We start from the raw sequence: 22,310 nt of genomic DNA, 5'->3' as shown, positions 1-22,310 counted from the left end.
AGGCCCGACCCGCCAGGGTGATCGTGTCCTTGACCTCCCCGGCGACCCGCTCGGCCACCTCCAGGCCAACCCCCGGCGCCACCGCGTCCCCCTCGCCGGCGCCACTGCACCCCGGGCCGGCCAACACCCCCGCATCCGCCGAGGTCCGATACTCCGAGAGATCGATCGGACACAACCTGGCATCCAACGCCTCCCGCGCTGCCCTCTTGAAGACTTCCCCACCATCCATACTCGATCATACGTCCTATCGAACATATGTGTCAAGACATCGCGTTGACCCGCCGCAAATGCGCGCGTAAGCGGGTTCGTTGACTCACGCAAGAGTGCGCGCGTACGGCGCACGTAGAGCATAAGAACTGGGCCATGGTGCACACCGTGGTCGGCCACCACCAGTGCGACACGAGCGCAGAACTGCTGCTACTGAACAAGATCTGGACCGTACAGTCTCAGATGACGAACTACTTCCTGCCTCAACAGAAGCTGGCCTCGAAAGTCCGCGATGGCGCAAAAGTCACCAAGAAGTACGAACCGCGACCACCCCACACCGGCGCGCGACACGCGCCAGGCAGGTCGTCCAGGAAGGCAAGACCATCCTTGATGACACCTACCAGGACCTCAACCCCGCCGGTATCCAGCGACAGATCCAGGACCTGACCACCCAGTTGCCCACCCAGACAACCAGCAACAAGAGCCCACCACCCATGCCCGCTCCTACGCGCGCATCGACAAATGAGTCGACGAATCAAACTTCGCGCGCGTCTTGACATGAGTCACCTGGGACATTGGGTGTCGCGGGACGCTGCGAACGGTGCACCCCACACTTGGTGCAGAGGAGTCCCGGGCCCTCGACGACATCGTGATGACCATGCCGCTCCTAGACTTACCGGATGGCCGAGTTTGCAGAGTTGCCCGAGGTGGTCTGGTCGGAGCGGTTGACCCTGCGCCGACCCCGGACGTCCGACTCAGCGGCGGTGTTCGCCCTGGAGGGCGATGTTCGCACGGCGTGCTACCGACCCGCAGGACCACTCAACCGATCGGCATCCGACGCCGATCTGACTCGGAACATCGCAGACTGGCGCACCTACGGCCTGGGCTACTGGATCGTCGAGTGGGCGGACATGGTGGTGGGACGCACGGGTCAACGCATCATCGACGTTCCCAACGGTCTGCTGCCCGGTGTGACGCCGGAGCGCCTGCTCAACACGTACTACCGCTTCTCCCCCGACGTATGGGGAACCGGCGTCCCCACCGAGGCCGCCCTCGCGGCACTGAACGCAACCCTGGCATCGGGACCGCCGTATCCCGTTGTTGCCATTACCAGCCCGGACAATGCGCCATCGCAGCGGATGGCCGTCCGGCTCGGGATGAGCCTGCATCGACGGGTGCCCGTTCCAGGACTTCCCGACACGATGGAGTTCCGGCGGCAGACCGGCCCGGACAGAACCGCGCAGTGACAGCTGGAGACTTACGCCCCGTCAGGTCGGCTTGCGCCAGACCGAGACGTGGCTCTCACTGTCGTTCGTGAAGGGGCTGCCGTCCCAGTCGGCGACGCGCCGTTCCAGAGACATCCCAGCGAGCTGCGCCATCAGGTCACACTCGGCCGGCCAGATGTAGCGGAAGTTCGACGCGCCATACGTGACAGTGCCATTCGCATGATGCGTGTAATGATGCGAGGTGCCCTGCTGCGTGGCCAGGTCATAGGTGTCCATCCCGACATGATGCTCACCTACGTGAAATGGCACGGCGGCCTGACCCGGTGGGTAGCGCCGAATGCCCGGGATCCACAGCTCGATGACGAAGCGGCCGCCGGGTGCCAGGTGCCGCGCCGCATTGCGGAAGCACTCGACCTGCTCCGCCTGGGTCCGCAGATTGCCAATGCTGTTCCACACCAGATACACAAGGGAGAACTCTCCCGGCACCGTGCTGGTGGCCATGTCGCCGACGACCACGGGCACGGTCGGATCCTTCTGGTGGAGCTGGTCGACCATCGGCTGGGACAGCTCGATACCGCTCACCCTGACACCGCGCGCGAGCAGCGGTATGGCGACGCGACCGGTCCCGATCGCCAGCTCCAGTGCCGGCCCATCACCAGCAAGCTCGGCCAAGAAGTCGACTGCCGGGTCGAGCACCTCGGGCGCAAACATGAACGAAGAGGACTCGTCATACTTCTGCGCCGTCTCGGCATCCCAAAGGTCGCTGCTCACCATGGCGCCCACCCTGCCGCACAGCGGCGGTCATGACCAAGTGCATTTCTACCAGTGCCCGTGTCCGCAGCTGCGCCGCAGGTCGAGAGCGAGGACGCGGTCGAGCGCAACGAACGTCTGAAACTTCGCACCGGAGGGAATGGTGTGGTCGATCTCGATCCGGTGCATTGCGCGCAGAACGCTCCCCGTGTCGAGATCGTTCGCCAGCAGCGCATCCAACGCCTCGAGGTCCCGCGCCGGCGCGTCCGGCTGGTCCTTCCAGTACGAGACCTTGAAACGCCACCGGATCAAGGTCGCGTCGGCGCGATGCAGACGCGCGGCGCTCAGGGCCGCGGGAGCGGCGTACGGGAAGTGCAGAAGGGCCAGTCGTAGGTTGAGCGGGTCGCGCTCGTCGACGCGTCGAGACAGGTCGGCATCCCATTGCATAGGTTTCACGCCACCCACCGGCAGCACCCGACAGTTCACCGTGCCGGCCGGCGCTCGATCAGTGGACGTCACAACGACGGTCGGCGAACCGCCAAGATGCGCGAGGCCCGCCCCGTCGGACCGGCAGTGGTCCGTGTTCAAAAGGCTCAGTCCCCTGGCCACCAGCTTCGGAAGGCTGCTGCGGCCACACCCGTCGTCGATGGCGACGACCGAGATGGCGGAATTTGCGGGGTGTTCGAGCACCCGACGCAGCACATCGGCCACGATCAGCAGCCGCATGGCAGCGACCGGCGCCGCGCCGAGACCTCGCAGGTCGATGATCACCCGTGGGGGTGCACTGAGAGACTCGGCGCAACTCAACGGGCCAGGACACTCGGTGGTGACCTCGGCGCCGTATGACGGAAACGTCGGCATCGGGCTCTCCTTCCACGCGAATGCGTGTCAGGAGACATCAGCGACCTTGCGCCGCTCCGGTGGCGAGCTCCATCGCCTGCTCTTTGATGATACCGCCGGTGCAGGGCGTGCGTTCAGAGCTTTCCACCCATTCGACAGCTGTCAGTTGACCGTGCTGACGACGTTCGCGATGTTGCCGAGGACGCCCAGAAGCATCAGGGCACCCAGCACCACCATGCCTATGCTCACGCCACGACTCGGCGGGCTCTGCGCCGTTGATTGCTTGCGCAGCCGGCGGGTCCCGAACACCAGCAACAGCACCCCGACCACCAGAAAAACCACGAACGCGGACACCTGACCCGCTGCCCGGGCCGGGCCGCCCGTCTCCATCGCCATCTCCGTCGACATCAACATGCGCACAGGGTGCCACGACACCGTCTGCTGACCACCAAGGACGATGGCCCTCGTGCGCAAGGATGGAGCAGAGACCGGTCGGCGAGCGAAGGGGGCGGACGATGTCGGAGGTCAAGTGGAGCACGAGGGTCGGCGAGGCGGACTGGATCCGAGAGCGACTCGGGGCGTTCAATGACGGGACGGTGACGTCGGTTGTCCCGGCCGGTTTCCCCGCCTACGCCCGTCTCCTGCACCCAGCAACGACGTGGATGACGAGCCGATCCGCTGGTCAATGGTCGCGGGGCGCAATGGGCTCGAGATGACTGCCGACACCGACTACCCCGAGATCGCCCTGCTGCCGGCGACGGCTGACGGCAGCCCGATGCGAGGTGTCGCCGGGCCGGACGAAGGCACCCTGCCGCTCGAGGACACGAGCGCACTGATCGACGTCCTTCGCAACCACACTCGCGACGTCGATCGGTGCTGGTTCTGCCTGTGGGACGGGTACGGATGGGACACGGCTGCGTCCTACTCGTCGACCGCTGCCCTGCTCGGCGATCAGACCGCGCCGCCGGTAGGTTCGGCGGATCCGGTGCCCGACGCGGTGCGCAACGGGCCACGTGTCAGCCTGCCGAGCCGCAGCTACTTCCTCTACCAAGGCGACCTTGCGGACGCGCTGGCGTTCGTCGACTCCGAACAACAGACCCCCAAACTCTGGTGGCCCCAAGACCGTTCGTGGTGCGTCGCCACAGAGATCGACCTCCCGTGGACCTATGTCGGCGGCTCCGATGAGCTCATCCGCAGCATCGTCGAGGACAGCCGCTTGGAGGCCTGGCCCGTCCGCCCCACCGACAGCCCTTGGCAACGCATTCCGACGTGGCTGGATGAGGACATCGACGTAGCGGTGGCCCTACTTCTGGGCGGCCATTCGGCGACGGTGACGACCGCGCTGGGATCGGTGCGGGCGCGCATACGACTCCCTGCCAGGCTGCGGCGGCACGGCGACCTCTGGTTGAGCACCGAGCGCTCCGACGGAGCGTCCGAGGGGAGTTCCGGGTGCCGCCTCACCACGCCGGGCCTTCGCGAGCAGGTGCGCCACCAGCTCCAGCGCGGGGTTATCGACCTGCTCGGATAAGCAGGCAGCTCGCGACAACCACCCGGCCCGTTCGAGCGTCTTCATGGTGAGCACTCATCCAAGGAGTCACATCATGAACATTGTCGGGGGACGACCACTCGTGCTGGGCACGGCGTTGGCGATTGCGACCGTAGGCATGTCGCTCGGCGCGGCTCCAGCCTCGCAGGCGGCCAGTGTCAGCTGCAGCAGCTCGACGGCCCTGTCGAAACGACCGGTGCTGCGCTACGGCGACACCGGTTCATGTGTCGCCGAGCTGCAGCGACGGCTGGTCTCACACGGCCAGCACATCACGGTCGACGGCAGTTTCGGGCCCGGCACGCTCGCGGCGGTCAAGGCCTACCAGCGTGCGCATCACCTCCAGGTCGACGGAGTCGTCGGCCCCCTCACCTGGAAGTCACTCCTCGGCACCTCGAGTCCCCCTCCACCTCCGGCCTCGATCTGCCCGTCACACCCGGTGACGTTCTACGGCCAGTCCGGCTCCTGCGTGAAGCTCGTCCAGCAGCTGCTGATCAAGCACGGATACTCCGTGGGCTCGTCCGGCGCCGACGGCGGCTTCGGCCCCGCGACCCTGGCGGCGGTCAAGAGCTTCCAGCGTTCGAGGCACCTGGACGCCACCGGAGTGGTCGACGCCCTCACCTGGAAGGCCTTGCTGAGCACCGGCGTCACCGGGGCCGCCTGCGTCACCCGCACCTACAACGACATGTCTGCAAGCCAGCGGGTCGGGCAGCTGATGATGGTCGGCATGGAGACGTCCGACCAGAGCCAGATCCACAGCCTCATCTCCGCTCAGCACGTCGGCAACGTCGTCTACCTCGGCGGCTGGAACGGCGACAGCACGGTCGGCAGCACCTCCAACGGCCTGCAACAGCAGACCACCTCGAGCGCCACGGCCGGCGTCGGCATGCTCATCGCCGCCGACCAGGAGGGCGGCTACGTGCAACAGCTGAAGGGGACCGGCTTCAGCCCGATCCCGACCGCCCTGACGCAGGGGGCCTGGTCATCGAGCAGCCAGACTGCCGTGGCGACTACCATCGGGCACCAGCTGCGGGGTGTCGGAGTAAACGTCAACCTCGCACCGGTTGCCGGCACCGTGCCGGAGTCGCTCGGCACCGGCAACGGCCCGATCGGCCACTACTACCGCGAATACGGTTACACCCCAGCCGTGGTCTCCAGAGCGGTCACGAACGTGGTGCACGGCCTGAACAGCACCGGGGAGATCGCCACCGTCAAGCACTTCCCCGGGCTCGGCCGGATCAAGAACAACACGGACACGTCCAGCACCGGAATCACCGACAACACGATGACCACCACGGACCCCTATCTGACGCCGTTCAAGTCGGGCATCACCGCCGGTGCCGGCATGGTGATGATCTCCCTGGCCTGGTATCCCAAGATCGACTCTGCCAACCAGGCAGCCTTCTCCGCCAAGATGATCACCACGCTCCTTCGAGGCACCATGGGCTACAAGGGAGTCGTGGTCAGTGACTCCCTCAGCGCCGTTGCCGTCAGCAACATCTCGGTCGGCGACCGTGCGGTCCGATTCATCGCCGCAGGCGGTGACATCGCACTCACCGGTGCTCCGAGCGAGGTTCCGACGATGGTGTCCGCGATCCTCGCCCGGATGAAGACCAGCTCGACGTTCGCCAACCAGGTCAACTCATCGGTGCACCGGGTGCTCACCCTGAAGTCAGAGCACGGGCTGCTCTACTGCTCGTGAGCGCGGTAGGTTCGCTCGTGTGACCCAGGTGACCTTGCGACCCATGACAGCGACCGAGTACGACCAGTGGCGTCCGAACGCCGTCAGCGACTACGCCGAGCATCACACCCGGGCCGGGTCCATGCCGGCGGACCAAGCACACGACCTGGCGGCGAAGCAGTTCGCCGAACTGCTGCCCGATGGGGTGGCGACGGGCGAGCACCACCTGCTCATCCCCGAACTGGACGGCACCGTCGTGGGATTCCTGTGGCTGCACATACCGACCAAGGACCCGGCAACCTTCATCTACGACATCGTCATCGATGAGGGTATGCGGGGTCAGGGGTTGGGACGGCAGGTCATGCAGGCCGGGGAGACCTACGCTCGCGAGCGCGGAGCCAACTCCATGAAGCTGCACGTGTTCGGCGAGAACGCCGTCGCCCGCCACCTGTATGAGAGCCTGGGCTACCGCGAGACGAACGTCATGATGTCCAAGTCTCTAGGAACCTGACGCGTCGGTACGCTCGGCCTCGCTGCGTAGCACACAGAACTCGTTGCCTTCCGGATCCGCCAGAACGACCCAGCCGCTCCCCTCGCCATAGATGCCGCGCCGGTCCGCGACCTGCCGGGCGCCCAGGCCCAACAGGTGCTCGATCTCGCCCTCGCAGGTCCGCACGCTGGGGCGCAGGTCGAAGTGGATCCGATTCTTGATCTGCTTGGTCTCGGGGACCTCGATGAACAGCAGGTGGTGACCGGAGGTCGGGGACAGGATCATGCACTCCTCATGTCCGGGTTCATTGGGGTCCCCCTCGACGTCGACATATCCGAGGACGCCCTTCCACCACTCCGAGAGCTGATAGGCATTGGAGCAGTCGACGCTGGTGTGGGAGATGTAGGCGGTCATGGGTTCACTGTGCCCGAGCGGTTGAGCCCACGCCAAGGGACTTTCCCAGCGCGGCCCCGGACGACCTCCGGAACACGTCAGCGGATTTATTGCGCCACGTGCCTCGAGATGCATAAAACCGGCTTTGGGGTGCGATGACTGCCCACCATGACGCACGCTGCTCGCAGGGGTATGCGGCGGGTCAGCTGCTGCCTGTTGGTTTCGTCCTCGGGGAGAGGGCCACCAAGGGATGAATCCAGGGGAGTGTTATGGGGTGGACACCGTCGCGGGGGCGACCTCGCACCCTGCCGCGGGACTCAACGCCGCTGCGGGGCTGGTCGGTGGACGCCCGGGCGCGGATCGCCTGGCTGCTTCGGGTCAGCCGGGCGGCCGGTCCACATCATGGGGTGCCCGCATTCACCGCAGCCCTGGGTGAGCATGGCGTCACCATGGGGCCAAGTCACATCAGCCGGTATGAGACCGGCGCCATGCCGGTCCCGACGGAGGTGATCAAGGCCTACGAGCAGGTCCTGGGCCTGCCTGCCGGGCAGCTGCTGGGGGCATGTCATGGGATCGACCGACTGTTCGGACCGGCGCTCGCCAACGACTCACGCGCACGCCCCCTGCCGAGGATGGACCTCATGCGCCGGCTGACGGTGCTGGAGGCCAAGATCGACGACCAGGCTGTTAGCGGGATGGAATGGCTGGGCCTCGCCGAGGAGCTGTCCCACCCTGCGGGCATGCTGCTGCCGCCGTCGGTGCTGCACACCTGGATCGGTGTGCTCGTAACCCAGACGATGCGATCGATCGGGCACGCGCACAGCACCCGCCGACATGCCCTGGCGCGGCTGGTGGGCGACCCGCACATCCAGCAGGTGGTCGTCGAACAGGTCGAGGACGCTAGCGACCAACCCGGCGCGCAGGGCGTCATCGACGTACTCTCTGTGCTCGCAGACACGACCGACCCGGTCGTGCTGCGCCGACTGATCGGGCACGTCGGCGACGCCGCGGGTCAGCAGCAACGCGGAGCGGCGTTCGGCCTGTTGACCGCAATCACGCGGGGCAACTTGCCGGCGGATCTGGTCCCGGAGCTGACCCAGGCGATCCTTGCCGCTGCGAAGGACGGGCCGGCCCGCGGGATTCCGGCCTTCCGACTGGCCCAGCGCATATCCCCGCAGCTGACGGCCCAAGTCGTCGCCAGCCTCGGCCAATTCCCTGCACCTTCCGGTCCGGGCGCCCGAGTCCAGAGCCCCGCCCGTCTGGGCGCGTACCTGACCGCTGCCGGACAGGCCTCCGGACTGCAGGATCCCATGGTCGAACGGCTGCTGCGAGAGGGCCTGTCACCGGACTTTCTCGAACGTCGGCACCAGGCGCTGCTGCTGCTCGCCGCCAGTCCCTACCGGCAGGCACTCGCCGACACCGCGCTGCAGGTGCTGGCCGACCCGCACACGCGGTATGCCGGCGCCGCCGCAGCGACCGTGCTGACCTACCTTGCCGGCCCCAGCCAGCAGCCAGAGCTGACCAGGCTGCTCCCGTCCACCTCGGGTCGCGATCGAGCCAAGCTGCTGCGCGCCCTGGCCCACTCCGGCGGGGTCCCACGGCAGCTCGACCTGCTGGAGCACGCGGCAGATCCGCAGCTGGTGGCAAGTTCGGTCTATGCCGCCGGGATGAGCAACCATCCCGACCTTCCGCGTCTCGCCACCGACCCCGAGTGGACCGGCACTCCCACCCAGGCCAGCGCGATCTGGTGGCAGCACACCGGTCCGGCGATCACCGACCCGATCCGCACCGCCCACTGACCGGCGTCACCCCGGGCCGATCAGCCGCCCTTGTGCCCCACCGCCACCGCGGCGACCTGCGCGCGAGTACGCACGTCCAGCTTGGCAAAGACGCTGCGCAGATGTGTCTTCACGGTCTCCCGCGAGACGAACAGCTGCGTGGCGATCTGCGGGTTCGTGTGCCCGGCGGCAACCAGGCGCACCACCTGCAGCTCGGTGGGGGTGAGGCTGTCCCACCCGCATACCGGTCGCCGTCGCTCACCACGTGACCGACGGGCATACGCAACAGCCTGCTCCAGGTCCAGCGACGCCCCCTGCTGCCAGTACGTCTCGAACAGCTCCTCGCCGAGATCGGTCCGGGCGCGCGAGAGCATCCGGTGGACCGGGTCGAGATGCCCGGGCGGACCCAGGCGAAGGTTCCGCTCCGCCCGTGCTCGAGCCGCCGCCGACGCGAGACGGACGGCCTCCACCGGCCGGCCGTCGTCGTCCGTTACCCGGGCCAGCACCTCGAGCAGCTGCGCTGTTTCATGTGCGATTCCCTCGGCCGCGGCAGCCTCGAGCTCCAGGTGAGCCTCACGCTCGGCAGCGGCCGCATCACCGTGGCGCAAGGCCAGATCGGCACGAATCACGCGGAACCGGGCCCGCAGCATCGTCGTGGTCAGTTGGTCGGCGTCGACCCGGCCCAGCCAGGTCGCCGCGGTGCTCGGGTCACCTACGCTGAGCGCTGCGAATGCGCCGACCATCCGCGTGTTTGCCGCGAACCAGCCACCTGCCTCATCTGCCAGTCTCTCGGCGATCTCGAAGTCGGCCAGCGCCCCGGCAGGATTCCTCGTCCGCAGCTGATCGAGGCCGCGGAGGAACCGGTAGAGGTAGCCGGCGAGCGGATAGCCATCGACGGCAGCGCGCAGCGAGACCGCCTCGAGGTCAACCCCCGGAAGCGGGGGTTGGTCCTGCAGGATCGCTGCGTAGCCTCTGACCAGCGCAGCAACGCTGCCCGGCACCGACGTTCGCAGGAAACCTTCCGCGCCGATTGGCAGGACCCGAGCGATCCGCTGCAGCAGCGCCTCAGTCTGTTCCGCCTCCTCGACGGCCGATCCGAGCGCCCCGTGCTCGGCGTGCATCTCGGCGAGGACACAGTGGGCCCAGGCGGCCAGTCCGGGGTTGGTGCGTACGGACGGCTGGTTCAGCGCTTCCTCGATGAGCGGCGCACCGCGGGAAGCGGAGCCCTGGAAGATCGTCACGCACACACCGAGCCACACGCGGCCAAGACCCGCACCCGTCTGATCGCCCGCCTTGTCGCACTGCTCGATCGCGGCGCGCAGCATCGGCCCGGCGCTGTCCGCCTCTGCCATGGTCAGCAGCGCGGCCTGCAGGACGTGAGCACGCGCCGTAGCCAGCTCGTCACCGGCCGATTCCGCGAGTGGCACGGCCGCTGCAGCCGAACGAAAGGCAGTACTCATCGCGCCCGCATCGGATCCGACGGTCGCGCGGACCACGTGCATCCGCGCGCGCAATGCTGCATTCAGCTCCGGCTGCTCAACCAACCGGGAGATGATGAGGTCGGCCGCGGCCGGCCGCACCAGACCCCAGAGGTGCTGCGTGTCCCACAGCATGACGGCCGCTCGCGCGTGATCGCCCGACTCACACAACGTCTCGATCGCCCGCTCAATATTGTCTACATCGGCAGACATTCGCACGAATACCGCCTCGTTCCAGTCTGACTCAAGTCGGGGGCCCAGTGTGCGGGCGAGGGCCTCGTAGCGCTGCGTGTGGCGGTCACGAATCGACTGCTCCTCCTCGGCATCCCGAAGCCGACGAGTCGCATACTGTCGCACGACCTCCAGCAGACGGTAGCGGGCCGCACCGTTGATCCCGTCGTCAAAGCGGACCAGAGAATGGCTGACCAGGGTGTCCAGCGCATCAAGCACCAGAGCCGGGTCCAGTCCCGCAGCACTCACGACGGGCTGCGCATCCTCCAGGGTGAAGCCGTTGGCAAAGGCCGCGAGCCGGCGCAGCAACACGCGCTCGCCCTCGGTGAGCTGGTTGTGGCTCCAGTCGATCGACGCCTGCATGGTCTGCAGCCGCGAGGTGCCCGTCCGCTGCCCGCCGCTCAGCAGGTCGAGCGACCCGGCCAGGCTCCGGCGGAGCTGTGACACGTGCAGGGATCGGCACCGTGCCGCGGCCAGCTCCAGCGCAAGAGGTAGCCCGTCCAGCCGCCGGCAGATATCGACGATGTCTGCCGCGGCCTCGCCGTCAATGCGGAGACCGGGTCGAGCCTGCCGGGCGCGCTCGAGGAACAGTCGGCTGCTTGCGTGCGATGACAAGTCCTCCTCGTCGGTGCAGGCGTGCTCACCCATGGACGGTGGAAGGTCCAGAGCCGGGATCGGCCAGGCCGCCTCGCCCTCGACGTCCAGCGGGATGCGGCTGGTGGCAAGCACCCGTGCCTGCGACCCGGCGCGCAGGAGCTCGTCGACGAAACCCGCAACCGCCGGCACCAGGTGCTCGCAGTTGTCGAGCAGGAGGAGAGCTGCGCGGGCCGACAGCCGCTGCATGAGCTGGTCGCGCCCCTCATCGTCGAGCTGGACAGGCCTACCGGTTGAGCGTATTACTCGCGCTGCCAGCAGCGCGGGATTGGCAAGGTCGGCCAGGTCGACCCACCACGGGCCGTCTGCCTGCTCCGCGGCGAGCCGTGCCGCGACCTCGAGCGCGAGCCGTGTCTTGCCGGCGCCGCCCGGGCCGGTGATGGTGACAAGTCGGTGCGCACCGATCAGCTCTCCGACGGCGGCGATCTCACGTTCCCGACCGACGAAGGACGACAACGGTGCGGGGAGGTTCTGGCTCGCAAGACGCTGAAAGCCCCCCACCCCGGAGGTGGGTGCTACCTGGAATCGACTCGAATCAGCCATAACACATCCACCGTGCACCGCGCGGGTTGAACTCGGGTATTGATTCTCCCCCACCTGGGGGATGTTGCAACCCGGCAAATCGAGGATCGTGGGTGCCAGCCCGTCAAGAATCCGTCCGATCCACACTAGCTACAGGGGGTTCCGATGGAACTACTGCTGATGTTGCTGTTGCCGCTGCCAATTGGATTATTCGTCAAGAACAAGATCGTCGGCTACCTCATCTATGTCGCCGCTCACGGATTCGCCTTCACCTTCCAGTCGACCGTCCTCCTCCTGGCGTGGGTCGGCGGGGACACCTCGGCGTTCGGCCCCTACCCGGACGCGTCGGCGGCCAACGTCTGGCCCTACGGCGCGGTGAATCTCCTCATCTTCCTCGTGGGGATCGGACTTGTAGCGCTCGGTCACCGGCTGACCGCACGACGCACTGCAAAACGGCAGGCTACGAGCGGAGCCTCGACCGCGACCGGCTCAGTGGTTTCGAGCGACCGGTCCGTTCGGTCGCGCGGGGCATGATGGACGCGTTCCTGCAAACAGAGCGGCTACTGCTGCGACAGTTCACGTCGTCGGATGCCGGCCGGCTGGTGCAGCTGGATGCCGACCCTCGGGTGATGCGGTTCATCACTGGCGGCCCGCCAGAGTTCTCCGCCCACGAGGTTGAGTCCGAGGTGCTTCCGGCCTACCTGGACTACTACCGCCGCGGCTCGCGGTACGGATTCTGGGCGGTGGACGAAAGACGTACGGGAGAGTTCGTCGGATGGTTCCACCTCCGTCCGGCGCCGGATGCCCCGGAGGATCGGCCAGAGCTCGGTTACCGACTGCGACAGGCCTCGTGGGGCCGCGGTTATGCGACCGAAGGCTCGCGCGCCCTGATCGACAAGGGGTTCACCGAGCTCGGTGTCGAGCGGATCGAAGCATCCACGATGGTCATCAACACCGCATCCCGACGGGTGATGGAAAAGGCTGGTATGCGCCTCATCCGGAGGTTTGTCGCCGATTGGCCGGTAGCCATCCCCGGCGATGAACACGGCGACGTCGAATACGCCATTACCCGACAGGAGTGGGCCGCTGCAGAGTCCGGTCCCCTCAAGAATGTTGACAGTCCGAAGGAGGACAGCAATGCAGACCCGGAACCCAGTCACCACAGGTGACGCATCATGACCACTCGCCGCGTCAGCCTTCCTCGTGCGCTCACGGGAGTCGTCGCCGCCGGACTACTGAGCGCAGTGCCAATGAGTCCCTCGGCGGCGGCCCCGACTGCGGCAGCGCCACCGAGCACCCACGCACCCGGCTCGGTCGGGCAGACGCGGGGCACCATCGTCGTCCAGCTGGACCCGTCCACCATGCAGGCGGTACCGGCCGCACAGGGCACCAGGTATCGACTGAGCGTGCGGGTGACCCTCGAGCTGTCCGGCACGGTGGACGGGAAGGCGAGGGGGGTAACGGTGGCCACGGTGGACGCGCCCTGCGCCGCGGCGATCTCCACCCCACCAGGAACGTTCGCGGACACCTTCCGCTTCACCGGTGGCTTCCACGGCACCGTGTCCGGCATCCGGGCTTCGGCCGATCTCGAGTATGCCGGGGTGACTCGCGTGGGGGGCGCCGTGTCGGCGCTACTGGTCCTGCACAACGGCGCCGCGGCCCTCGCCACGGTGCAGGCTCGCGCCGGCGACAGCGGCACGTACCGCGGCATGGCCGTGCTGCCGAGCCAGTGCCTGCGCTGACCCACCGGTCTCTACCTGCTGGGCAGCCACCGCCCAGCCAGCTGGTAGGTGCCTGCGCGGTCGACAGTGAGGGTGGTCCAGGCACCGTCACGGGTGAGGGTGGCGGGTGTGGCTGCGGCCGGGTCCGCGGGAAGTTCCTGCACCGCGAGCAGCGCCGACCAGTGCAGCCGCAGCTCGATGACTGCGGGTCCGTCGCTCCTGACGACCATCTCGTCCTGGTCCATGCGGACGAGATGTCCCGGCGGCGCGACGACCGGGGTGGCGCCACGCACGGCATACACCGTCCATCGAGAGTTCTGCCAGATCCGATGCAGGTAGGACGGCGTGTGGTCCACAACGAGTCGCAGCTCCGCGGTTCGCTGGACCGGAGCCTTGGTCGCCGCGACATAGGCGACCGCGTTGTCGAGCAGCCACTGTCGATAGGCAGGCGCGTCAACGGCGGTGCCGTGATTGAGGAGCCCGTCGAGCTGGTCGTCGGCCTGGGTCTCGTAGCCGCGCGCCAGAGTCGCGACGCCAAGCATGGCGTATGCCGCAGTGTGGGTGCCGTCCTGGACCACCTCGACCCGGTGATTGGTCAGGTCGGGTAGCCGGTGCATCTCCGCGGCAAGCGTGCTGTAGTAGATGGGCTTCGCAGTCGGCGCACTGGCCACCGCAAGGTCCGCGCCGGTGAAGAACAGGCCGAAGGCGAGCGCAGGCACCACGGTGCCGACCGTCACCCAGCGTCGAGCCCGGCCAGTGGCAACGACGGCCACCGGCAACGCTGCGTAGAAGAGTCGCTCGAAGTTCGAGCCCATGCCGTTCGGCACCACAACGAGCACCGGTAGCGCGATCGCCGCAATGGCGATGGCCGCCTTGACCGGCCGGGTGGGGTGGGCCAGGAGCATCAGCGGCAGCAACGCCATACAGATCGCCGCGCTGCCGACGTCGAATCCCTCCGCGCCGGGCGTGCCGAACCAGAGCGCGAGCACGCCGATGGTCAAACCGGCTGAGAGGCCGCCGAGGGCGTTCGTCTCGCGGTTCGACTTCGTCCAGATGAACCCCGCAGCGAATGCCAGCAACCCGAACGCACCGGCGACCGGCGAGGCGAGCGACATCGCGACGGACAGCACCACGGTGAGCACTCGCAGGTTCCGCCGGGCCACCGCGAGCGCCGCGATCCCGATCGCCATACCGACGATGAAGGGCACCCTGCCGCTCCACAGGCTGCCGGCGGCCGCAACCGTGGCCACCCACACCGCATGGTTCGGGCGGCGCGAGCCGACGAGCAGCCATCGGGTCAACGGGGTGATCGCGACGGCGCAAACGGCCGCGAGGACCGGCGCGGTCATGAGCGCGGACAACGGCGGGACGATCACCGAATAGCTTCCCGTCGATGCGCCACCGGCGTACCACCCGAACCAGTAGCCACCAACCCCTGCCGCCGCGGCAGACTGCCGGGCAAGCGCCGCCACCAGGTCCCCGACGGGCGGGCGCACCACGATGAACGCGATCGCACTGACCAACGCGAACCCGAGCGGTCCGGCCAGCTCCGTCGAACGCACCCACCTGACCCGCCCGGATGAGTGTCTCAGCACCATCGTCACCCTAAGAGGGTAAGCCGAGCCGCTGGCCTCTTGCTGAAAGTCCCGCCTGCGTCGGCGTGCCGGTTGCGACTCTGCTCTCAGCAGTCGAACACCGACCAGCAGATGTCGTTGCGCAACCGCTGGTCGTCGAGAACGAGCTCGCGAATCGCCTCCGGGAGCTGCTCCCGCTGCCACTGGCACTCGAGCCTCGTTGCAGCCGCACTCTCACCTGCGGGCGCGGCAGCCTGGGCGGCTTTGATCGCATAGGCGGCGGCGCCGAGCTCGTGCGCGGCAACGTGGGCGACCGCCCCGGCCTGACCCGCGGCGTATGCGGCATGCCGAGCCGGGCCGCGCAGGCCTCGTGCCGCACCCATGGCGTGTCCCCCCGCCGCGCGAGCCTGCATCATCCCGACCTCACCGCGCACCCAGGCCCGAGCGCCCTCTATGGCCTCGCGCGGTCGAGGGTCCTGCGGCTCTACCGACTCGAACAGGCCAAGGACGTGCTCGGCGCACGCCGCGGCCCACAGGGCGAGAAGGTGGTGGTCCGCGTCGGTGAGAGTCCCCCCTCGGCGGATCGTCACCAGGCGAGGGTCGCGAACCTTCGACAGGATCATCGTGTGCCCCTATCGTCGCATCCACGCCCTGGGGAGTCGAACGTGCCGAGAGTCGTCAGCAGGTCGCTCAGGTCGGCTCCCACCTTGAGGTCCACCGGCGCCTCTTCGCGCCGGAACAGCCGCGCACCGGCCACCCCGCCGAGCCTGGCTCGGTCGTGGTCGACCTGGAGCCAGGAGCCCTCCTGCAGGCCGAGCACCGGGACGTCGTTCTCCTCGAGGAACTCGGCAATCCGGTGATCGCGGGTCTCTCCCAGATGTCTTCCCATCACTTCCGTGGCTGGGTAGTGCGGGTTGATCTGGAAGGGCACCAGGTTCAGCGCGGCGAAGGTCGGCGGTTCAACAATGGGCATGTCGTTGGTCGTCCGCAGGGACGGACAGGCCATGTTGGTGCCGGCGCTGGACCCGAGGTAGGGCGCACCATCGCGGACTGCCGCGCGGATGGGGTCGATCAGGTCGTAGCGGTGCAGCGCAGCCAACAGGCGAAAGGCGTTGCCGCCGCCGACAAAGACTGCATCGGCGGCTTCCACGATCGAGGCCGGCCGATGGCTGCGGTGCACACCGACCAGCTCGACATCCAGCTGCGCCATGGCCGCCGCAACCACCCGGGTGTGTTCCTCGAGGCCGAGCTGCGCATACGCGATGAAGGCGATTCGGTCGACACCCGCCAACAGCTCACGCAGCGTCGACATCGCGTGGGCGAGGTATTCGCCTCCGGGGGCCGAGCCGTTCGACATCAGCAGTAGCCGCATCACCGGAAGTATCCTCGGCCGGCACCGTGCGCGCCAGCGGGTAACGGGCTCTGCCGCCGATGGCGGTGCCGTATGCCGCAGGCGATGCGGCTGCCGCCGTCAGGCGAGCCGGGCGCTCGGGTGATAGCGCTTGACGCGCGCCAGCGTGTTGCGATCCGTGTGGTGCATCTCCTCACCGGTCGCTGCCAGCTTCAGGACGATGTCGGAGTGGTGAGTGAACGTCCCGTCGGCGTTGAAGGTGAAGACGCTCGTGAAGCCCTTGAGCTCCGCACGCTCCAGCAGGTACTTGTTCTGCAGGATGCCGTACGCGGCCTCCCCCGGTGTCGCGTCGAAGTGCAGCTCTGTGTCACGCAGACCGGCATCGCTGCCGGCGAGGATCGCGATCCCTCGCCCGAAGACGACATTGCGCATGACCTGCCCGTTGGCCTTGTCCCACAGCAGGTAGCCGACCTCGTCGTGGAACGGGTCCATGGCCTCCTCGCCGTGCCGCCACGCGGTCATCTTGTAGTGCAAGCCCTCCATGGACTGCCGGCCGTTCTCCTGGGTAGGGATGGGACTGAACACGGCTTGCTCGAAGTAGCCCGTCTCAGTGGTGTCGTCATCCTTGTTGTGATACGAGAGGTCGACGCCCACATCGCCCTCCCACTCGCCTACCAACGGGGTCAAGGGCCCCAGTTTCTGTGGGCCTTGCACGCTCGACATAACCATCGCTTCCTTCATCACTATTTGATTTGCGCCACCCTCGCCAGACTTGAATATTTCCACTTTAGCACCGTGGTCGTCGGTGCACCGCCGGAATGCACTAACTGCCCCTGTTTGCGGCAGTCCCGACTCCGGTGTCTTCGTGACTGGTTCGCCGCCGTGCGTTACCGCAGCTGGTCGCGGCGGCGCGTCAGGTAGGCGGTCTCGGCGGTGTTGCCGGCCAGCTCGATGGCCTTGTCGTATGCCGCGCGCGCCTGGTCGCGGCGGCCCAGCCGGCGCAGCAGGTCGGCTCGGGTCGCCTGGTAGGCGTGGTAGCCGGCCAACGCGTCCGCCAGGCGGTCCACGCTCGCCAGCGCCACCTGCGGCCCGTCGAGCTCGGCGACCGCTACGGCCCGGTTCAGGGCGACGATCGGCGAGGGGTCGAGGCGCACGAGCTGGTCATAGAGCGCGACCACCTGCGACCAGTCCGTGTCACGAGCGTCGCGGGCGAAGGTGTGCACGGCATTGATGGCGGCCAGGATCTGGTAGCGCCCCGGTGCGTCCCCGGAGGCCACGCGCTCCCGCACCAACCGATGACCTTCGGCGATCAGCTCGGCGTCCCACGCGCCCCGGTCCTGCTCGCCGAGGGTGACCAGCTCGCCGCTGGGCGACACCCGGGCGGCCCGACGAGCCTCGGTGAGAAGCATCAGGGCCAGCAGACCGACAACCTCACCGTCCTTCGGCAGGAGGGACTGGATCAGACGAGTCAGTCGGATCGCCTCGGCGGTCAGGTCATGACGTAGGGGGTCGGTGTCGGGGCCGCTCGCCAGGTACCCCTCGTTGAAGACGAGGAAGAGCGCGGCGAGCACACCGGAGACCCGGGCCGGCAGATCCTGCGTGGACGGCACGCGATAGGGGATGCGCGCCGCCTTGATCTTGGCCTTCGCACGGGTGATCCGCCGGCCCATGGTGGTCTCCTGCACCAGGAAGGCGCGGGCGATCTCGGGCATGCTCAGGCCACCGACCATGCGCAAGGTCAGCGCCACGCGAGCCTCCATCGCCAGTGCCGGGTGGCAGCAGATGAAGATCAGCCGCAGTCGATCGTCCTCGATGGCGCCCCGAGGCTCGAACGGGCCGTCGTCGCGCAGCATTCGAGCCTCCTCCTGCTTGTCGTCGCGCTTGCGCTCGCGGCGGATCCGGTCGATGGCCTTGCGGCGCGCGGTGGTGGTCAGCCAGGCACCGGGGTTGGCCGGTATGCCGTCGACCCGCCACCGCGCGACGGCGGTTGCGAACGCTTCGGCCGCCGCCTCCTCGGCGATGTCGAGATCGCCGAACCGCCTGGCCACAGCGGCGACCACCCGCGCCCACTCCTCGTGATGGGCCCGGGCGATCGCGTCCTCGACCTGCGTCACTGGAAGGGCCGCACCTCAACCTTGCCCCGGCATGCCTTCGATCCCTCGGCGGCGAGCGCGAGCGCCTGATCGAGGTCGGCCGCCTCGATGACCCAGAAGCCGCCGAGGTACTCCTTGGCCTCCAGGTACGGCCCGTCGGTGAACACCGGGGTCTCACCCAGTCCGTCGACGACGGTCGCGGTCGTCGCCGAGGCGAGCCCGTTGGCGTAGACGAAGTGTCCGCCCGCCTGCAGCCGGTCGTTGAAGGGGCCGGTGTCGGCCATCGCCTTCGTCATCGTCGCCTCGTCGGCGTAGTTGCCGAACTCGCTCATCTCGGCCGGTCCGAAGACTGACATCAGGTACTGCATCACGCATCATCTCCTGTGGTTTGGGGGCCCACTGCGGGCACCCGCTTACCCCTACAACGAACACCCTTGCCCCGATCCGACACCGCCTCCGGGACTTCTTCAGGATCCTCAGGCCCGTCGTTGACCCACCGCGCGGGACATCCGAGCGACAGCCTCCTCGAGGACATCGTCAGAGGTCGCGAAGTTGAGGCGGACGAACTCGCCCGCCGATCCCCCGAATCGCGCACCCGGCTCCAAGGCAACCCCGGCCCGCAGGAACTCGTCTCTGGCGTCCAACTGTGGAAACACGCCGGAGCAGTCCAGCCAGGCCAGGTAGCCGGCCTCGGGACGGTCCCAGACCACGCCGGGCAGTTCGGTGTCGATGAGGTCGGCGAGCAGGTCCCGTTTCCGGCGCAGCTCGACGATCAGGGCATCGAGCCAACCGGCACCGGACCGGTAGGCGGCGACCGAGCCGATCACTCCCAGCTGCCCGACGCGCCACTGCGTGTCGGGCGGGAACCCGTCGACGACGGCGGCGGTCTGCGACGAGGCGGTCACCACGGCAGCGCACTTGAGGCCGGCCAGGTTCCAGCCCTTACTGGCCGAGACGAGGGCGTAGCCCACGTCGGCGGCGGCGTCGAGTGCGAGCAGCGGGGTGAAGCCGTCCGGGTCGAGGGCCAGGGGCGCATGGATCTCGTCGCTGACGATGGCCACACCGTGACGGCGGGCGCTCTGCACGAGGCGCTCAAGCTCCTGGCGTCGGTGCACCCGTCCGACCGGGTTGTGCGGATTGCACAGGATGTAGGCGGCAATGCCACCGGCAAATGCCGCGTCCAGCGCGTCCAGATCGAGCCGCCAGGACGCACCGTCCCGGGCCAGCGGAACCTCTGCAAGGGTGCCGCCTGCCTCCCGCACCCAGTCGAAGAACGGTGGGTAGACCGGCGGGCTGAACGCAACCTTCTTCCTGTTCGCGCCCAGGCGGCGTAGGAGCTCCACCGCCCCGACTCCGACATCGGTGACCGCCTTCAGCCGGTTCGGGTCAACGACCCACCCCCACCGATCGCGGGAGAATTCCGCGAACGCCTCACCGAGCCCCTGGCTGCCACCGAAGTATCCGGTGTCGGAGCGCCGAATCGCATCGGCCAGCGCGGCCGCCACCGGTTCCGCGAGGGCCACGTCCATCTCGGCAATCGTCATCGGAAGGACCCCGGCCGGGTGGGTTGTCCACTTGGCGCTGAGTCGGTCCTGAAGTTCGGCGAGAGAGGGAAAACGTATGGTCGGCATAGGGATCCCCGCATCGAAGAGGAGGGCACTTGTGGTCACCGTACATAGTGGTGTCTGCGGCGGCAATAGCGTCCGCCGCTAGTCGACCCGTGGGGCGGCCCGACCGGTGTGCAGGAACTGTGCCCGCCCGGTGCCGTCGTCACCGATGAACTCGACGGCTCCTGCGGTCGCCCCTGAGTGGTCGGTCATCACGAAGGTGTCACCCGCGACCCGGCGCAGCTCGTGTCGCTCAGGCTCGGCCGTGATGCCGGCAGCGGCGGCCATCGCGAGGGTCTCGTTCTGCGCTGAGGTCGTCAGCCGGAGCACACCGTCGTCGTCGAACGTCACCTCATGGTGATCCGGACGGGTCTGGTAACGACCGACATACCGCCAGGGCTCGGATATGCGGGCACCGGCATCGGCCGGTGGTGTCGGCGGCGCCGACACCATGCCGGCCAGGTCGGCGAGCAGAGACTCCAGCAGGTCGTTGAAGAGCCGACCCGCGGCGCCCCCATTGGCCAGCATCGCGACCGCCATGCGCCGATCGGGCACCAGTTGCAGCGTGGCCGTCACGCCGATCGTGTCGCCACCGTGCCCGACCAGACCCTCCGCGAGCATCCAGCCGAGCCCGTGACCGGTGGGTGCACCGGTCACGGCCCGGTGGTCGACCTGCCATTCCCACATCGCCCGCGCACCGTTGACCGAGAGCACGCGTGTGCCGTCGACGCTCCGGCCGTCATTCACGTGCATACGCCCGAACGCGAGCAGGGCCCGTGCCGACATGGCCAGCTGGTTGCCGGCAGCAGGGTTGGAGGCGGGCATCACCGCCCACCGCTTCACCGGTCGTTGAGCCGCGCCGGTGCTGGGACGAACGTGACCGATGGCGGTGCGGAACGCCAACGCCTCATCAGCGCAGAACGCGATCTCCTCGATGCCAAGGGGATTCGCAAGGTAGTGCCGCAGCGCGCGGTCGTACGGCACCTCACGAGACACCTCGACCAGTCGGCCGAGCACCCCATAGCCGGCGCTGCAGTACGAATACAGCTCGCCGGGTCGGGAATGCTGCGGAGCCTGTGAGACGAGATCCTCGACGAACCGCTCCAGCGCATCGTCTCCGCACGTAGTCGGCGCCCAGATGTCGCCCTCGAACCCGCCGGTGTGCGTCAACAGGTGCCGCACGGTGATCTGGGCGCTGGACTGCGTGTCGGCGGTGCGGAAGCCCGGTAGGTAAGCCTGCACCGGAACGTCCAACACGACCAGGCCGTCGTCGACCAGCTGCATCACCAACGTGGCGGTCCAGACCTTGGTAATCGACTGGATCATGAACAAGGCATCGGGGGTCACCCGGACCCCGGTCCGCAGATTCACCACGCCCGAAGTGGCCTCCACCACCTGCCCATCGACCAGGACAGCCGCGGACACCCCCGGCACGTCGTGCACCCCGGCGAGGCGCGGCAGGTCCTGGTCCAGGCGCCGTCGCACCTCTTCGCTCCGACCCATCCCAGCCTCCACGCAGTCTCGAATCAACTGATCCAACCATCACCAGGCGACACGCGACCGGCTCCAGGCCGCGATCGTCGCCTACGAAATCCGACTCGTGCAGCCCAAGTGATCCGTGACAACGACCGCCTTACCTGCGGATGCACGGTCTCCGACGATCAGGATCTCGTAGCGGTAGAGGTCGCCGTTCGCGGCAACCCGCGTGAAACCCGCCCGCTCGAGGGTGCGCTGGGACGCAATGTTGACCTTGTCCGTGTCGGCTATCACGCGGGACACGCCTCGCTGCGCGGCGAGCGCAACGAGCGCTCGAGCGGCTTCCGCCGCAACTCCGTGCCCGCGCGCGCTCGGGGTCAGCCCGTAGCCGATCTCGACGGACCCACCGTCCGGCCGGCCCTTGAAGCCGATCCCGCCGATGGCTTTCCCGTCGGCGGCCCGGGCGATCCGGTAGTGCCCGAAGGGATGTGGGTCGCCGCCCGCGGCCACGGCCCGCAGAAAGGCGGTGACCCCGATGAGGTCCCCCTCGAAGGGGAAGTCTTGCGCCCACGAGTCCTCGCCGGAGGGCTGCCGCGCCACGATCCGGGCCGCCTCGGCGGCGTCGATCGGGTGCAGGACCAGTCTCTCGGTGTGCAGGTCGGTCACCAGGTCAGCACACCAGGCAGGCCGCGCCG

Annotated in this window: 23 protein-coding genes; 8 read left to right on the top strand and 15 right to left on the bottom strand. The window is 68.0% G+C overall.

The genetic code is table 11. The features are described 5' to 3' along the window. Positions 1-229, bottom strand: a 229-nt coding sequence (locus FGL98_RS03830; protein WP_222431998.1) for a hypothetical protein, incomplete at its 3' end; no start/stop codon positions are given. Positions 230-887: 658 nt separating this feature from the next. Between FGL98_RS03830 and FGL98_RS03825 the strand changes: the two genes are divergently transcribed. Beyond that, positions 888-1,454, top strand: coding sequence for a GNAT family N-acetyltransferase (locus FGL98_RS03825; protein ID WP_146315348.1), 567 nt, complete (start codon positions 888-890; stop codon positions 1,452-1,454). Between the two features lie 21 nt (positions 1,455-1,475). On the opposite strand, the gene FGL98_RS03820 is transcribed toward FGL98_RS03825, so the two are convergent. The 3 genes from FGL98_RS03820 to FGL98_RS03810 form a co-directional block, all read right to left on the bottom strand. Then, the gene (locus tag FGL98_RS03820; protein WP_146315346.1) at positions 1,476-2,207 is read right to left on the bottom strand and encodes a class I SAM-dependent DNA methyltransferase; all 732 of its coding nucleotides are present in this window, start codon (positions 2,205-2,207) and stop codon (positions 1,476-1,478) included. A gap of 45 nt (positions 2,208-2,252) precedes the next feature. After that, entirely contained in the window at positions 2,253-3,044 is a 792-nt protein-coding gene (locus FGL98_RS03815) for a hypothetical protein (protein ID WP_146315344.1), read from the bottom strand. Positions 3,045-3,185: 141 nt separating this feature from the next. After that, the gene (locus tag FGL98_RS03810) at positions 3,186-3,437 is read right to left on the bottom strand and encodes a hypothetical protein (protein WP_146315342.1); all 252 of its coding nucleotides are present in this window, start codon (positions 3,435-3,437) and stop codon (positions 3,186-3,188) included. A gap of 244 nt (positions 3,438-3,681) precedes the next feature. Here FGL98_RS03810 and FGL98_RS03805 point away from each other — a divergent pair, with 244 nt between their 5' ends. From FGL98_RS03805 to FGL98_RS03795, 3 genes are all read left to right on the top strand, one after another. Beyond that, positions 3,682-4,551 carry a hypothetical protein gene (locus FGL98_RS03805; RefSeq protein ID WP_146315341.1) on the top strand — a complete coding sequence of 290 codons (870 nt, stop codon included), beginning with the start codon at positions 3,682-3,684 and terminating at the stop codon, positions 4,549-4,551. Positions 4,552-4,624: 73 nt separating this feature from the next. Further along, positions 4,625-6,268: a glycoside hydrolase family 3 N-terminal domain-containing protein gene (locus FGL98_RS03800; RefSeq protein WP_186525961.1), complete on the top strand. Its 1,644-nt coding sequence runs from the start codon at positions 4,625-4,627 to the stop codon at positions 6,266-6,268. 19 nt (positions 6,269-6,287) lie between these two features. Then, positions 6,288-6,758 carry a GNAT family N-acetyltransferase gene (locus tag FGL98_RS03795; RefSeq protein ID WP_342779939.1) on the top strand — a complete coding sequence of 157 codons (471 nt, stop codon included), beginning with the start codon at positions 6,288-6,290 and terminating at the stop codon, positions 6,756-6,758. On the opposite strand, the gene FGL98_RS03790 is transcribed toward FGL98_RS03795, so the two are convergent. Further along, the gene (locus tag FGL98_RS03790; RefSeq protein WP_146315336.1) at positions 6,747-7,151 is read right to left on the bottom strand and encodes a VOC family protein; all 405 of its coding nucleotides are present in this window, start codon (positions 7,149-7,151) and stop codon (positions 6,747-6,749) included. The two genes, FGL98_RS03795 and FGL98_RS03790, sit on opposite strands and share 12 nt — an antisense overlap. A gap of 248 nt (positions 7,152-7,399) precedes the next feature. On the opposite strand from FGL98_RS03790, the gene FGL98_RS03785 reads away from it, so the two are divergent. Further along, a complete protein-coding gene (locus FGL98_RS03785; protein WP_146315335.1) occupies positions 7,400-8,929 on the top strand; it encodes a hypothetical protein in 1,530 nt (509 codons plus the stop codon). Between the two features lie 20 nt (positions 8,930-8,949). Here FGL98_RS03785 and FGL98_RS03780 read toward each other — a convergent pair whose 3' ends face one another. Next, the gene (locus FGL98_RS03780) at positions 8,950-11,814 is read right to left on the bottom strand and encodes a LuxR C-terminal-related transcriptional regulator (RefSeq protein ID WP_146315333.1); all 2,865 of its coding nucleotides are present in this window, start codon (positions 11,812-11,814) and stop codon (positions 8,950-8,952) included. Positions 11,815-11,958: 144 nt separating this feature from the next. Here FGL98_RS03780 and FGL98_RS03775 point away from each other — a divergent pair, with 144 nt between their 5' ends. Genes FGL98_RS03775 through FGL98_RS03765 form a run of 3 tightly spaced genes read left to right on the top strand, consistent with a single transcriptional unit; the run spans position 11,959 to position 13,535 of the window. Further along, entirely contained in the window at positions 11,959-12,327 is a 369-nt protein-coding gene (locus FGL98_RS03775; protein WP_146315331.1) for a hypothetical protein, read from the top strand. Continuing rightward, positions 12,324-12,962, top strand: a complete 639-nt coding sequence (locus tag FGL98_RS03770) for a GNAT family N-acetyltransferase (protein ID WP_246136354.1) — start codon at positions 12,324-12,326, stop codon at positions 12,960-12,962. The genes FGL98_RS03775 and FGL98_RS03770 overlap by 4 nt, the downstream gene beginning before the upstream one ends. A gap of 6 nt (positions 12,963-12,968) precedes the next feature. After that, positions 12,969-13,535, top strand: a complete 567-nt coding sequence (locus tag FGL98_RS03765; protein ID WP_146315330.1) for a hypothetical protein — start codon at positions 12,969-12,971, stop codon at positions 13,533-13,535. 11 nt (positions 13,536-13,546) lie between these two features. Here the strand turns inward: FGL98_RS03765 and FGL98_RS03760 are convergent, their stop codons facing one another. The 9 genes from FGL98_RS03760 to FGL98_RS03720 form a co-directional block, all read right to left on the bottom strand. Then, complete coding sequence (locus tag FGL98_RS03760; protein WP_146315328.1) at positions 13,547-15,118, bottom strand: hypothetical protein; 1,572 nt, start codon at positions 15,116-15,118, stop codon at positions 13,547-13,549. A 77-nt stretch (positions 15,119-15,195) separates the two neighbouring features. After that, a complete protein-coding gene (locus tag FGL98_RS03755; protein ID WP_146315326.1) occupies positions 15,196-15,711 on the bottom strand; it encodes a putative immunity protein in 516 nt (171 codons plus the stop codon). Then, a complete protein-coding gene (gene pepE, locus FGL98_RS03750; RefSeq protein ID WP_146315324.1) occupies positions 15,708-16,460 on the bottom strand; it encodes a dipeptidase PepE in 753 nt (250 codons plus the stop codon). The genes FGL98_RS03755 and pepE overlap by 4 nt, the downstream gene beginning before the upstream one ends. Before the next feature lie 99 nt (positions 16,461-16,559). Continuing rightward, a complete protein-coding gene (locus tag FGL98_RS03745) occupies positions 16,560-17,126 on the bottom strand; it encodes a heme-binding beta-barrel domain-containing protein (RefSeq protein ID WP_222431997.1) in 567 nt (188 codons plus the stop codon). A 200-nt stretch (positions 17,127-17,326) separates the two neighbouring features. Further along, entirely contained in the window at positions 17,327-18,553 is a 1,227-nt protein-coding gene (locus FGL98_RS03740) for an RNA polymerase sigma factor (protein WP_146315321.1), read from the bottom strand. Continuing rightward, complete coding sequence (locus FGL98_RS03735; RefSeq protein ID WP_222432004.1) at positions 18,550-18,900, bottom strand: YciI family protein; 351 nt, start codon at positions 18,898-18,900, stop codon at positions 18,550-18,552. Before FGL98_RS03735 ends, FGL98_RS03740 begins: the two co-directional genes overlap by 4 nt. A gap of 108 nt (positions 18,901-19,008) precedes the next feature. Continuing rightward, positions 19,009-20,076, bottom strand: a complete 1,068-nt coding sequence (locus FGL98_RS03730; RefSeq protein ID WP_222431996.1) for a MalY/PatB family protein — start codon at positions 20,074-20,076, stop codon at positions 19,009-19,011. A gap of 165 nt (positions 20,077-20,241) precedes the next feature. Continuing rightward, entirely contained in the window at positions 20,242-21,642 is a 1,401-nt protein-coding gene (locus FGL98_RS03725; RefSeq protein WP_146315320.1) for a serine hydrolase domain-containing protein, read from the bottom strand. 81 nt (positions 21,643-21,723) lie between these two features. Beyond that, positions 21,724-22,281, bottom strand: coding sequence for a GNAT family N-acetyltransferase (locus tag FGL98_RS03720; RefSeq protein WP_146315318.1), 558 nt, complete (start codon positions 22,279-22,281; stop codon positions 21,724-21,726). Between the last annotated feature and the right edge of the window lie 29 nt (positions 22,282-22,310).

The sequence above is a fragment of the Leekyejoonella antrihumi genome, from assembly GCF_007845645.1.
GTDB classification, from domain to species: domain Bacteria; phylum Actinomycetota; class Actinomycetes; order Actinomycetales; family Dermatophilaceae; genus Leekyejoonella; species Leekyejoonella antrihumi.
The sequence above is the reverse complement of the archived record's forward strand: the minus strand, read 5'-3'. Positions and strand labels throughout refer to the sequence as shown.